The 12,873-nt window shown below is 55.3% G+C and carries 11 protein-coding genes; 7 read left to right on the forward strand and 4 right to left on the reverse strand.

Annotated elements, in window-relative coordinates:
- From dapB to WEB54_RS02105, 3 genes are all read left to right on the forward strand, one after another.
- The coding region (gene dapB / locus WEB54_RS02095; RefSeq protein WP_368052995.1) for a 4-hydroxy-tetrahydrodipicolinate reductase at positions 1-632 on the forward strand (632 nt) is incomplete at its 5' end.
- A 159-nt stretch (positions 633-791) separates the two neighbouring features.
- The gene (locus WEB54_RS02100; RefSeq protein ID WP_368052996.1) at positions 792-989 is read left to right on the forward strand and encodes a hypothetical protein; all 198 of its coding nucleotides are present in this window, start codon (positions 792-794) and stop codon (positions 987-989) included.
- 421 nt (positions 990-1,410) lie between these two features.
- Positions 1,411-2,673: a hypothetical protein gene (locus WEB54_RS02105; protein WP_368052997.1), complete on the forward strand. Its 1,263-nt coding sequence runs from the start codon at positions 1,411-1,413 to the stop codon at positions 2,671-2,673.
- Between the two features lie 217 nt (positions 2,674-2,890).
- Here WEB54_RS02105 and WEB54_RS02110 read toward each other — a convergent pair whose 3' ends face one another.
- Positions 2,891-3,799, reverse strand: coding sequence for a LysR family transcriptional regulator (locus WEB54_RS02110; protein WP_368052998.1), 909 nt, complete (start codon positions 3,797-3,799; stop codon positions 2,891-2,893).
- A gap of 149 nt (positions 3,800-3,948) precedes the next feature.
- Here WEB54_RS02110 and WEB54_RS02115 point away from each other — a divergent pair, with 149 nt between their 5' ends.
- From WEB54_RS02115 to xylA, 3 genes are all read left to right on the forward strand, one after another.
- Positions 3,949-4,779: a pirin family protein gene (locus WEB54_RS02115; protein ID WP_368052999.1), complete on the forward strand. Its 831-nt coding sequence runs from the start codon at positions 3,949-3,951 to the stop codon at positions 4,777-4,779.
- 186 nt (positions 4,780-4,965) lie between these two features.
- On the forward strand, positions 4,966-6,441 hold the full coding sequence (gene xylB, locus WEB54_RS02120; RefSeq protein WP_368053000.1) for a xylulokinase: 1,476 nt from the start codon (positions 4,966-4,968) through the stop codon (positions 6,439-6,441).
- Between the two features lie 2 nt (positions 6,442-6,443).
- Positions 6,444-7,763: a xylose isomerase gene (gene xylA, locus WEB54_RS02125; protein ID WP_368053001.1), complete on the forward strand. Its 1,320-nt coding sequence runs from the start codon at positions 6,444-6,446 to the stop codon at positions 7,761-7,763.
- Between the two features lie 236 nt (positions 7,764-7,999).
- Here the strand turns inward: xylA and WEB54_RS02130 are convergent, their stop codons facing one another.
- The 3 genes from WEB54_RS02130 to rpsT form a co-directional block, all read right to left on the reverse strand.
- The gene (locus WEB54_RS02130) at positions 8,000-9,184 is read right to left on the reverse strand and encodes an ROK family protein (RefSeq protein ID WP_368053002.1); all 1,185 of its coding nucleotides are present in this window, start codon (positions 9,182-9,184) and stop codon (positions 8,000-8,002) included.
- A gap of 130 nt (positions 9,185-9,314) precedes the next feature.
- Positions 9,315-10,148, reverse strand: a complete 834-nt coding sequence (locus tag WEB54_RS02135; RefSeq protein ID WP_368053003.1) for a DUF4198 domain-containing protein — start codon at positions 10,146-10,148, stop codon at positions 9,315-9,317.
- A 163-nt stretch (positions 10,149-10,311) separates the two neighbouring features.
- Positions 10,312-10,581 (reverse strand): 30S ribosomal protein S20, encoded by a 270-nt coding sequence (gene rpsT / locus WEB54_RS02140; RefSeq protein ID WP_028670554.1) that lies wholly within the window; start codon positions 10,579-10,581, stop codon positions 10,312-10,314.
- Positions 10,582-11,246: 665 nt separating this feature from the next.
- Between rpsT and murJ the strand changes: the two genes are divergently transcribed.
- Complete coding sequence (gene murJ / locus WEB54_RS02145) at positions 11,247-12,836, forward strand: murein biosynthesis integral membrane protein MurJ (RefSeq protein ID WP_368053004.1); 1,590 nt, start codon at positions 11,247-11,249, stop codon at positions 12,834-12,836.
- The last annotated feature ends 37 nt before the right edge of the window (positions 12,837-12,873 follow it).

Below are 12,873 nucleotides of genomic sequence, written 5' to 3' on the forward strand. Positions count from 1 at the left end.
TATTAACGGCCGATGCCAAAACAGCCTTTGCGGATGCCGATATTGTGATCGACTTCACAACGCCTGAAGTTAGCCTTGCGCATCTCGATCAGCTCCAAGGAAGTGACAAACGGATTGTGATTGGCACTACGGGTTTTAACGAAGCCCAGCTTAATCAATTAAAGCAGGCGTCAGAAACCATCCCATTGGTATTTGCGGCGAATTACAGCGTTGGGGTGACCCTGTCACTTCAGCTTTTGCGAATGGCGGCCCGGGTGATGGGTGAGTCCAGCGATATTGAGATCATTGAGGCGCATCATCGTCATAAAGTCGATGCCCCGAGTGGTACGGCTTTGCGCATGGGCGAGGCTGTGGCGGAGACGCTGGGCCGCGATCTGGCCAAGTGCGCTGTATACGGCCGTGAGGGCCAGGAAGGGCCGCGCGCCGACGATACCATTGGTTTTGCCACGGTGAGGGCTGGCGACATTGTAGGGGAGCACACCGTGCTGTTTGCGAGTGAGGGTGAACGCCTGGAGATCACCCACAAAGCCAGTAGCCGTCAGACTTTTGCCCGTGGTGCCGTGCGTGCCGCCCAGTGGTTGAATGAGCAACCAGCCGGTCTGTACGATATGGAAGCCGTGCTGGGGCTTTAATATAGTCGACAATACTCACTCAGGTTTTATCACTTGTTTAGACGTTTAGAGCCCGTCCCATTTTGGGTAAGCGTAGGTGGGGGTACTGTGATGTTAGCGCCAAGGTATTGATATTTATCGCTACCCCATTGAAATTAAAGATTTTTTAGGTTGGTTTCTGTGATTCAGTTGCATAACACTGGGTTAAATTTCGATCACCGAGCGCCGGGTTATTTCCCTGGCCGTCGCGATATCGATTTCAACCTTTGTCAAAAAAATTCCGAAAAGTCGGCCAAGCCGCTCACCACGGGCATCGACCGGTTGTTCAAAGAATCACCAGAGCGTCAAAAAAACGCAAAAAAATGGGTTGACCGATAAACCGGCCTCTGGTTTGATAGGTCGTGGACGTTGATTGAGGCATTCTCGATCAATCCTGGGCAAGGGGAGTAAGACGCTCGCGTATCAAAACGCAGCCGACCAATAATAATCTCCCGATCAGGTGTGCCGACTTACTTCGGTAAAAAGCACAATCAGTCGGATCGGCCAGACAGGTCAGAATGAGATCGTTATTTGGGAAGCGGTTTTTTGAAACACGTCACCTTTTGTTCAGTAACGTTTTGACTCTGCAACGTGGTTGTAATATACATGCGGCAGGATATAAAAATAATGGTTGTCGATTGACTGAAGTGTTGTGATTCGTTATTGGTTACCCAATCGGTAGCGTACCGACACTGAAACAACGATGGCTCATCGAGAAGTCTGGTCACCAAACCAGTTGAAATAAAAAGGGGAATCTTGAATGAAAGCGATTAAAATTGCTTCTGGCGTTGCGGTAACCGCATTGGCTCTGGCTATTTCTGCCCAGGCAAACGCTGCTGCTCACGAAGGTGGTGCTACTGAGACCGAATGGAGCTTCACTGGCTCTATGGAGTTTTTGACTGTTATCAACATGGCCGACACCGGTCTGACAAATACTTCAGGCGATGACGTTGGAACCATTATCGACGTTGAGTTGGATGAGCGTGATGATTTTGACAGCGCCACAGCGGGTGAAGCTTGGGGACTTGAGACCAAGTTGGGTGTTGTTCATGGTCCCTTCTCTGCCAACCTTGTATTCACAGCAGATGATGATAACGCTGTGACAACAGAGGTTACCGACATTGTAATCACCGATGGCGCATTTTCTTTTGGCCAGGTTGGTAGTCTGGTGGACCTGACTCATGAATACGCGTATGACATGGGTGATTCAAACGACGATATTCTGGACGGAAATGCGTTTAACGTTGGTGGCATTGACGAGTCTGAATATTCAGAAGGCCGTGAAGTTGGTGCTGGCTTCCGCTACACCATGGATGGTCTGGCCGTTCAGCTTGAAGGCGTGAACACTACAGAGTCTGATGACGTTACAATGGACGGCACTGAAGATTACGGTGTAGCTGTTCAATACCAAGGTGAAGCGGACGCATTGAGTTATGTCGCTGAAGCTCAGCTTAGGACTTCTAGCTTTGGTGGTGACGATGATAGCCCCTACACTTATGTGGGTGCTGGCGCAACCTATACCATGGATATGATTACAGCCAAAGTCGGTTTCAACCGTTATTCAGTTACAACAGAAGGCGGTGCTAACGGTTTCCACGACGATGCTGTTTTGGAATACGGCTTCGAACTTAGCGCAACCCCGGTTGAGGCTCTGTCCGTTTACTTGAATGGTATGGATCAGGATAGTGGCAGTGTATTTGTAGACGACAGCATGGAGCTCCTGGCTGGTGCTGCTTACACCGTAGACGTGCTGACGTTTACCGGTGAGTACACTTACACAGCTGCTGATGGCGGTGATACTGCTCTAGGTGAAGTTGCTTATTCTGCTGGTCAGATCGGTGCTTATGGTTCTGTAGAAGTTACTGACCTGGACACAGATGCTCAGTCTCCGTTTATCGAAGTTGGCGCTTCATACACCCAGGAAAATGGTGTTGTATACTCAGCTCACTACGATCTGCAGGCTGATAGTGACTTCAACAATGAGCAGAACAACATTCAGTTGTCTGCTGCCTACGCTTTCTAATTCAGATTCCTCTGAATGAAGAAGTAGAGCCACCCCCTTTGGGGTGGCTTTTTTTTGCCTAAGCAAAAGACGAAAAACATAACATTGAAAGACGTGGAACATTAACTGACGCAGGGCAGTTAAAGACGCAAGACAACAACAGACGTTGGACAGCTAAAGACGTGAAACAATATTGACGTGAACCATGAAAGACGGTTTAAGATCTAGCTGTTAGCTATTAACTCCCTTCTAACCCCAATACTTCCTCTGTAATTCGCTCCCTGAACCAGTTCAACGCATTGCCACCTACGCCGGTCCGCCAGGCTTTGACGCCTGAGGTTGGTGGGTTTGTCTCCTGCAGTTTTACTTGCACCAGGTCTCCTGAATCCAGGTAACTCTGAATTCTGTGCTTTGGCAGGTAGCCCACACCCAGTCCGGCCAGTTGTGCTTCTATTTTGTCTCGCATTGAGGGTACGGTGATCAGTTTGTTTTGCCGGGTCCAGCCTATGGTGCGGGGTGTCATCAATTTGGTGGAGTCTCTGACGACGATGGTCGGGTAGGCTTCTATGTCTTCGTGGCGCCATTCGCAGGCGTTTTGCGCCAGGGGGTGGTCTTTGGCGACGGCGAATACCATGCTCATCTGGCCGAAGCGTTCGGTCTGGTAGCCGTCTAGTTTCGGGTCGAGGTTGTCGGCCGAGAGTATCAGGTCTGCCTCGCCGTTGATCAGCATTTCCCAGGTACCCGACAGTGAGCCGTGTATCAGGTGAACCTTGATGTAGGGGTTGGCTTCGTTGAATTCATGGACAAGGGGATATAGCCGGACCGGTTCATAAATGGTGTCGACACCAATGCGCAGTTCGGGTTCCCAGCCGCTGGCGATTTTCTTGGCCGAGCTGGCCAGATTGTCGATATTGCGCAGGATGCCGCGGCCTTCTTCCAGAATCAGCCGGGCGGCTGGCGTCATTTTGGCGCGGTGGCCGCTGCGGTCGAACAGGTCGATGCCCAGATCCTGCTCGACTTTTTGTACGGTGTAGGTCAGCGCCGAAGGCACTTTGTGCAGGGCTTCAGCGGCGGCGGCGAAGCTGCCGCGCTGGTCGATGGCATCGAGCGCGCGCAGCAGGTCCAGTGAAATTGGGTTGTGGGCCATGAAGGTTCAGTTTTTTTGAAATGTAGAGGCAATATATTCCGCTTACGGGCCCTGCTGCAACTGCCTAGACTGGTTGTTATTCGAAACAGAGTAAAAACTGAACTGAAATAGAACTGAAACAGAACTGAAACAGAATAGGAGGCAATTCCATGTCTACATTACGCAACGTTCGGCAAGTGGCCAAAGGTATCCCGACTTCAGATGGTGCCGGGGTGAAGCTGACCCGGGTGATCGGTAACCAGTATGTGAAGAATCTCGATCCTTTCCTGATGCTCGATGAATTCAAATCGGACGACAAGGCCGACTATATGGCGGGCTTTCCGATGCATCCGCACCGGGGCTTTGAAACCGTTACCTATATGCTTAAAGGCGCATTTCGTCACGGTGACAATCAGGGCAATACCGGCTATCTGGCACCGGGCTCGATTCAGTGGATGACGGCCGGTCGCGGCATTGTGCACGAAGAAATGCCCAATCAGGAAGATGGCCCGGTCTGGGGTTTTCAGCTCTGGGTAAATCTGCCAGCCAAGCACAAGATGACAGCCCCGCGCTATCAGGACATCCGCCCCGAGCAGGTCCCCGAAGTTGAACTTGAAAACGGCAAAGTCAAGGTATTGGTGGGCAACTTCCAGGGTGTGATTGGCCCGGTGGAGGATGTGGTGACAGACCCGCTGTACCTGGATTTTCACCTGAACGACGGAGCGACGCAGCGCATCGACATACCCGGTAATAAATCGGCTTTTGTGTACATCTACCAGGGCTCTGCACACATCGGGCAAACTGACTTGCCGGAACGGCACCTGGGCATTCTGGGCGATGGCGAAGGGCTGGAAGTGACCGCCACAGCCGCCGATACCCGATTGCTGGTGGTCGCAGGTGACCCGATTCAGGAGCCCGTCGTGCAGTACGGCCCCTTCGTGATGAACACAGTGGATGAAGTTCAGCAAGCCATTGCCGACTTCAATGAAGGGAGGTTTTGAGCTGCGAGCTTAGAGCTACGAGTTACAAGATTAAACCTCTTCTGGTCTTACTCATAGCTCTCAGCTAGAAGCTCGCAGCTCACTCCACCCAAAAGCGGTTGACTCTCTGCGGTGTTTTGACAATAATAATTTCTAGAGTAAAAATAAAACACTGAATACCGTTTTGGCGGTTGTTGGAGAGGCGTTATGTATCTGGGGCTGGATCTTGGAACCTCGAGTCTGAAAGCGGTGGTGACCGATGCGCAAGGCGGGTTGGTAGCCACAGAGTCGGTTAATCTGCAGACCCACAGCCCCCAGCCGCTTTGGGTTGAGCAAGACCCGGAAGCCTGGTGGCAGGCAACGGTGGCGGTTGTTCGTCAGTTGTCGGCGAAGATCGATCTGCATGACATCCGGGCCATCGGTTTGGCGGGCCATATGCATGGCGCCGTGTTACTCGATGCAAAAGGCCAGGTGATACGCCCCTGTATTTTGTGGAACGACGGTCGCAGCGCGGCCGAATGCGAGCAGCTTGAAGCGTCGCTGGCGGATTTTCGACAGCGCAGTGGCAATGTGGCGATGCCGGGTTTCACCGCACCCAAGTTGCTATGGGTAAAAAACCATGAACCCGATGCCTTTGCCCGTACTAAAACGGTGTTATTACCCAAAGACTACCTGCGTTATCGCCTGACCGGTCGTTATGTATCGGAAATGTCGGATGCCGCCGGCACACTGTGGCTGAACCCGGGCAAGCGTGATTGGGACGATGCATTGCTGGCAGCCACCGGTCTTGGGCGTGAGCATATGCCGTCTCTGATCGAGGGCAGCCGGGTGAGTGGGCCGTTAAGCGATGACGCTGCGGCGGCACTGGGCCTGAATGCCGTGCCCGTGGCAGGCGGAGCTGGCGATAACGCGGCCGGTGCGCTTGGTGTTGGGGTCACACGGCCCGGCCAGGGGTTTATTTCGCTGGGTACCTCGGGTGTTTATTTTGTGGTCAGCGAGGCGCACAAATCAGCCCCCGAGCACACCGTTCATGCGTTTTGCCATTGTCTGCCCGGTCGCTGGCATCAGATGTCCGTTATGTTAAGTGCGGCAAGCAGTCTGGAATGGTGGGCGCGGCTGCAGCAGGTCGACGTTGCAACCTTGCTGGCAGAAGTGGAGAACGCCAGTAAAACCAGCACCGAGGTTATTTTCCTGCCATACCTGACCGGTGAGCGAACACCGCACAATGATCCGCTTGCCAGAGCACAATTCTTCGGCATGACATCGCGTACCGCGCGTGCCGACATGACGCTCGCTCTGCTCGAAGGCGTGGCCTTCAGCATTGCCGACGGCGAGGCCGCCTTGTTGGCCGCAGGCACGCCGCTTGATGATATTTCCCTGATCGGCGGTGGCGCACGCTCACCGCGGTGGCGACAGATCATCGCCGATGTTCTGCAGCGCCCGCTGCATTTTCGGGAGGGTGGTGAGGTCGGCCCGGGCCTGGGTGCCGCCAGGCTGGCGCAGCTCTGCATTACCGGCGACAGCCCGGAGCAGATCGATTCGGTCTGCCCGCCGCCAGCCATTGTCGAAACCCACCTGCCCGATGCCGGGAAAGCGGAGTACTACCGCCAGCGGCTCGAATTGTATCGCAAGCTGTATCAGCACACCGCGCCTCTCAATGCTCTATTCACCCAGGAGGACTGACCATGCCCGCTTTTTTTAACGAAATAGAACCGATCCGATTCGAGGGGCCGGAGACCACCAACCCGCTCGCGTTTCGGCACTATGACGCCGAGCGACAGGTGCTCGGTAAACCCTTGAAAGATCACCTGCGTTTCGCGGTGTGCTACTGGCACAACTTCTGTTGGAACGGCGCCGATGTCTTCGGTGACGGCACCTTTGACCGGCCCTGGCACCAGGGAACCGATGCCATGGCGCTGGCGCATCAGAAGATGGACGTGGCGTTCGACTTTTTCCAGAAACTCGGTGCACCGTTCTGGACCTTTCACGACTACGATATCGCGCCGGAAGGGGCTGATATCCGCGCGAGCCGCAACAACCTGGCCGAGATGATTGACCGCGCCGAGGCTAAACAGGCTGAGACCGGCGTAAAGCTGTTGTGGGGCACCGCCAAGAATTTTGGCAACAAGCGCTATATGGCCGGCGCCGCGACCAACCCGGACCCGGAAGTGTTTGCCTACGCCGCTTCTCAGGTGCAACAGGCACTGGAGGCGACCCATCGTCTGGGCGGTGCCAATTACGTTCTGTGGGGTGGTCGCGAAGGGTATGAAACCCTGCTCAATACCGACCTGCGGCAAGAGCAGGAGCAGCTGGGCCGTTTTCTGAAGATGGTGGTGGAATACAAACACAAGCTCGGTTTTAAGGGCGCCCTCCTGATCGAGCCCAAGCCACAGGAACCCACCAAGCATCAGTACGACTATGATAGCGCCACCGTATTCGGGTTTTTGCAAAAGCACGGGCTGGAGCGTGAAATCAAGGTCAATATTGAAGTGAACCACGCCACCCTGGCCGGTCATACCTTTCAGCACGAGCTGGCAACAGCCTCGGCACTCGGCATTTTGGGCTCGGTAGACGCGAACCGGGGCGACTATCAGAACGGCTGGGATACCGACCAGTTCCCCAATAGCGTCGAAGACATGACGTTGGCCTGCTATGAAATCATTAAGGCCGGTGGCTTTAACACCGGTGGGTTCAATTTCGACACCAAGTTGCGTCGCACGTCGATCGCGGCCGACGACCTGTTTCATGCCCACATTGGCGCCATGGACACCATGGCTCTGGCGTACATTAAGGCTGCTGAGCTTTATGAAGGCCGGGTGTTGAGTAATTTTGTCGAAGCGCGGTATGCCGGTTGGCAGAGCGAGCTGGGGCGGAAAATACTCGGTGGCGACATGGATTTGGCCGCGACGGCGAAATACGCGGTCGATAACAGCATTGATCCCCAACCAGTGTCGAGCCGTCAGGAAATGCTGGAAAACCGGGTGAACCGTGTGTTGTACGGTTAAGAGCCCAAGTTTCGGCGTTCACTGAGGTGACAAGCGGCGGCTACCGGGGGTGCCCCTGTGGGGTAGTCCGCAGCAGGGACGCTGCGGTCTAGGCTCCATGGACGGATCTACGCCGACCCCACAGGGGCACCCCCGGTAGCCGTTGCGGACCAATGCCACCCAACCAACCCCGACAGACTCCTAGGCCGGTAGCAAAGGTTTGTGGCAGGTTTGGAGTTTGGAGGGGTATTCAGCCGTTAGCGAAAATGCTTCAGGGCCAGCGCGATAACCCCTTTACCGCTCATGTCTTCTGACCAGGAATAGGGTTCTACCTGAGAGCGGCCTATTAACTCGGGCACCAGGGCTTCGCTAATGCCCTCATGAATACCGGCTTCCATAAGGTCGTAGGCGCGTACCCCAGGCCCGGTTACGACCACGCGCTCCGGGCTCAGCAGAGCCAGGATGTTGGCAATGCCATAACCCAATACTTTCCCCGCCTGGTGAAACAGGTCGACGGCATAGGGGTGCGTTTGATGGCCAAGCTCGGTCAGCTTTTGCATCTGTTTTTCCGACGGATGGCGCCGGTCTGTGGCTGGCAAATCCATCACGGCGCTGGCATCGCGATACAAGGCGTAGTCGCCGACGTAGGCTTCAATGCAGCCGCGCTTGCCGCAGGCGCACTGAGGCCCTTCGTGACTGTATTTGGTGTGGCCGAATTCCGCCGCCGCGCCGAAATGGCCGCTGTATAAATGGCCGTTCACAACCAGGCCGCCACCGACGCCATAGCCAATCATAATGACCACAAAGTTATTGCACTGGCTGTAATTTGGGTTTTTTTGAATGGCGTAGGCAATGCTGTTGGCGTCGTTCGCGAGCTCAACCGGGCAGTTAAAGGCGGCTTCCAGCGCACGCGTCAGGTTAACGTTCTTGATGTTTAACGCCGGGCTCCAGACCACGTCGCCTTTGTGCACATCAACAAACCCCTGAATAGCGATACCCACGCTGACCAGCCGGGCAGCGTGCTCGGGGTGTTGTTCGAGAAAACGTCTGGCCTGTTCGACCAGCATCTCGTTCAATGACGCCTGGTCATGGCGCTGGGTCTTCTGCACCACCACGGTCTCATGGGCAATGTTACCCTTCAGGTCACCGAGCATTAACCGCACTTCATTGATCGAAAGCTTAATGCCGAGCACTGAGGCGTGCCCGGGGTTGAGATCAATCAACACGCGGGGGCGTCCGCGGCCGCTTTTAACATCCGGCCCCTTTACGTCTTTAATGATGGCGGCCTCTGCCAGTTCAGAGGTGATGGCCGTCACCGTGGCTGGGCTCAGGCGGGTGATCTGGCCAATATCGACACGGGCCAGCGGGCCGAACACGCGCAAGGTGTTGATGATGTCTACGCGGTTATCCGCTCGAATCTGTTCGGTGTCGTTTTTTTTCATGCCGGAAGAGCTTGCTGAATGGAATTATCCGGCCAGTGTAAGCCGGGGGTCTTTTTTAGTCGACTCTAAAATAAATTACAAACGGCCATACCCAGCTTAATTCTCGACACTAAAAGCTCACCGCTCAATCTTATTCCCTATAAAACACCGCAGAGGCCCACAGGCTTTCCCACACGGCGCCGGTTTCTTCCGCAACATCAGCCGGGGGTTCTTTCATGTGCACGTTGCTGACCAGGAAGGCGGTATCTGCCCGAAAAGGGATGCTGATCTGGCCGTTCGCATCGGTGATCAGCCGGAGTTCTTCGGCGTCTTCATTTCCCGATTTCATAAACACCCGGGCCAGCACTCCGGCTGAAGGTTCGTCGTTTAAAAACAGCGTCGCGGTTAGTGGCGCTTGCCCGGGTAAGGTGTAGGGGTTGTCTTCCAGGCGCCATTCCAGCGGGTAGCCAATCAACCGGTCTTCACCCTCGGCATGGCCGGTGCCGATGTAGGTTTTGGCGAAGCGGCGAAAGACTTCGGTAAAACCGCTGTCCGGCAATCCACGTTCTTTGTGGGCCTGGCGTACCCAGTCGAGCCCGTCCAGGGTGAGAAAGTTGTCGAACACGGCCGGGTCGTCGTAGGTGAGTTCGGTGTAGGTTGATTCGTAGGTCAGGGTGGTCAGGCCATGGCTGTCGACAGCCTGAGCGGCAGCAGGCCGGGCGCCGAGGCGAGAACTGATCGGGCGCTCCCGGCCGTTGTGGTGCAGCTCGAATCGAACAAAGCGGTTGGGGAAGAAGGCGTAGGTGTTGCCTTTGAAGTTCTCGCCGACTTTGATGTCGGCCTGCACGGTCTTGTTGACGTCGATGCGATACTGGAGCGGTTCCAGCCAGAATTCATGGGCGTTGGCCGGGTTGCCCAGGGTGAATGCCAGCAAAGCGGGCAGGGCGAGGCGAAACAGGCGTGTTGTCGCGGTTCTCTGAGTCATGAAGGGGCTCGGTATGGCTGAATGAACAGGATACTGAGAGTACGTCAACAGAGCCAGAGCGGATGTTTGAACTCACCTGGGTGAGCTGGTTGAACGCCAATCCCGGGCACAAAAAAACCGGCTCGGGGCCGGTTTTTAAACGTAAGGCTGTACTGAGGGCCGATTAAGCGGCTTTCAGGGCCTTTACGCGAGCGTTCAGGCGGCTGATGGTGCGAGCAGCCTTGTTCTTGCTGATGATGCCTTTGCGGGCCATACCATCAACAACAGGTTGAGCGGTAGTAAGTGCTTTGGTCGCCTGGTCGAAGTCTTTGGCTTCGATTTGAGCAACTACCTTTTTCAGGTAGGTACGAACCATGGAACGCAGGCTTGCGTTGTGCGCGCGACGCTTCACTGCCTGACGAGCACGTTTTTTAGAACCAGCAGAGTTTGCCACGGGCAGCTCCTTAATAGTCGGTTACTGGGATTGGGAGTCAAATTTGAGGGGCGCGATTCTAGGTTTTTGAACCCGAGCTGTCAATGGCTGATTGGCACCACTGTGGTTTGTTTTGGTGGCTTGAGTCCGTGTCAGCTGCCGGGTAGGCCTATTCAGGGTCGGCGTGAACCCGTCCATGGGGCCTAGGCTTCGGCATCCATGCCTCAGACTTCCCTGAATAGGCCTACCCGGCACCTAACACTCAGGGTTTTGCCAGCGTAAAAAATAAGAGCAGGGCCAGTGTCATGAGTCAGAAATTCGTGAAGATTAACCGGCTAGGTATCCAAGGGCTGTCGGGTGCGCCTACTGGTGGCCGTTAGACAACATGGACTAAAACGCCGGGAGCGTTTTAGCATGAGCGTAGCGAGCCCGGAGGGTGAATCCCATGGAAGGGATTCATATCTTGTCTTCGAGCCTCCATGGATGGATTTACGGCGTGCCTCCAGTTGGCGTACCCGACAGCCCGCTTCCCACAAAGGCAGTGGTTACCACCCAGGAAAGTTACCCAGCGGATTTCTGACTCATGACACGGGTTATAGCCTCCTAAAAAGACGCAAGACCCGTTTTCCAGTATCCGGTAGACTGGCGCCCAATCTTGAACTCTCTATCGGCCTTTATGTGCACCCATGACTACGCCTACACCAACAGAGCCTGATCTGCCAAAGCAGCCTGCCGTTTCCGGTCGCAAGACCCGGGGTATTCTGGGTAACTCCGTCATAGTTGGCGGCGCCACCGGTCTGTCTCGTGTGCTTGGGTTGGTTCGGGATACGGTGTTCGCCGTGTTGTTTGGTACGGGCGGGGCGATGGATGCCTTCTTTGTCGCCTTTAAAATTCCTAATTTTCTGCGGCGTCTGTTTGCTGAGGGGGCGTTTAATCAGGCATTTATTCCGGTGTTGGCTTCGGTGCGCGAAGCGGAAGGGGATGACGGGGTGCGTCGCCTGGTGGCGGCGACTCAATGGACGCTGGGCTCTGTGGTTGGCTTTATTACGCTGATCGCCATGCTGGGGTCGCCATTGGTGGCCTGGGTGTTTGCGCCGGGGTTTCATGATGATGGCGTTAAGCTGGAGCAGACGGCGGATTTTCTGCGACTGACCTTTCCCTATTTGTGGTTTATTGCGTTAACGGCCCTGGGCCAGTCGGTGCTCAATACCTATGGTCGCTTTGCGGCACCGGCCGTGACGCCGGTGATCCTGAATCTGTGTCTGATTGCGGCGGCATTCTGGTTGACTCCCCAATTTGATGTGCCGATGACCGGGCTGGCCTGGGGTGTGATGCTGGCGGGCTTGCTGCAATGGGTGTGGTTATGGCCTTCGCTGATCTCCGCTGGGGTCTGGCAGCCATACCGGTTTGGCTGGCACCCCGGCGTGCGTCGCATAGGTGTGCTGATGATTCCGGCCTTGTTCGGGGTATCGGTCAGTCAGATTAACCTTTTGCTGGATACGGTGCTGGCGTCACTGCTGCAGGATGGCTCTGTAGGCTGGTTGTATTACTCAGACCGGCTGTCTGAGTTGCCATTGGGCGTTATTGGTATCGCCATTGCCACGGTGTTGTTGCCGAAGTTGTCGCACAGTGCGGCCAAGTCTGATCATCAGTCCTTTAAGCAGACCCTCGGCTGGGCGATTCGAGTGGTATTGCTGATCGGCTTGCCAGCCATGGCGGCGCTGCTGGTGCTGGCCGGGCCACTGTTGACCACGTTGTTTCAATATAAAGCCTTTACCCTGTTCGATGTGCAGCAAAGCAGCGGGAGTTTGATGGCTTATGCGCTGGGTTTGCCGGCTTTTATGCTGATCAAAATTCTGGCGCCGGCTTTTTTCAGCCGCCAGAATACCAAAACGCCCGTCAAAATCGGTATCTGGGCCATGGCGCTGAATATGGTGTTTAACCTGATTTTGATTGTGCCGCTGGCTCATGTTGGCCTGGCGCTGGCCACCTCGTTGTCGGCCTGGATCAACGCTGGTCTGCTGGCCATTACCCTGCATCGCCAGGGGGATTTGCCGGGTGTTGAGCTGTGGCGGGCCTCTGTAGTGCGCGCCCTGGCAGCGTCGGTGGCGATGGCGCTGGTGCTGTGGTTACTGCTCGGCTGGCCACTGCTTGACTACCCCGAAGCTGTGTTTGGCAGGGTGTGGCGTACCGGCTTGCTGGTCATCTCCGGTCTGGTCAGTTACAGCCTGTTCTGGTTCCTGCTGGGAGGGCGCTTGCGTGAGGTGCGTCATTGAGGTGCTTTTACGTGGTACTCGCAGGGGGAATTATTCA

Source organism: Saccharospirillum sp., from assembly GCF_040881935.1.
Lineage (GTDB): Bacteria > Pseudomonadota > Gammaproteobacteria > Pseudomonadales > Natronospirillaceae > Saccharospirillum.

Bases quoted from the DNA above. Each gene is read 5' to 3' on its own strand.
- WEB54_RS02105 (WP_368052997.1), top strand. From the start codon at position 1,411: ATGAAAGCGATTAAAATTGCTTCTGGCGTTGCGGTAACCGCATTGGCT.
- WEB54_RS02110 (WP_368052998.1), bottom strand. From the start codon at position 3,799: ATGGCCCACAACCCAATTTCACTGGACCTGCTGCGCGCGCTCGATGCC.
- WEB54_RS02115 (WP_368052999.1), top strand. From the start codon at position 3,949: ATGTCTACATTACGCAACGTTCGGCAAGTGGCCAAAGGTATCCCGACT.
- xylB (WP_368053000.1), top strand. From the start codon at position 4,966: ATGTATCTGGGGCTGGATCTTGGAACCTCGAGTCTGAAAGCGGTGGTG.
- xylA (WP_368053001.1), top strand. From the start codon at position 6,444: ATGCCCGCTTTTTTTAACGAAATAGAACCGATCCGATTCGAGGGGCCG.
- WEB54_RS02130 (WP_368053002.1), bottom strand. From the start codon at position 9,184: ATGAAAAAAAACGACACCGAACAGATTCGAGCGGATAACCGCGTAGAC.
- WEB54_RS02135 (WP_368053003.1), bottom strand. From the start codon at position 10,148: ATGACTCAGAGAACCGCGACAACACGCCTGTTTCGCCTCGCCCTGCCC.
- murJ (WP_368053004.1), top strand. From the start codon at position 11,247: ATGACTACGCCTACACCAACAGAGCCTGATCTGCCAAAGCAGCCTGCC.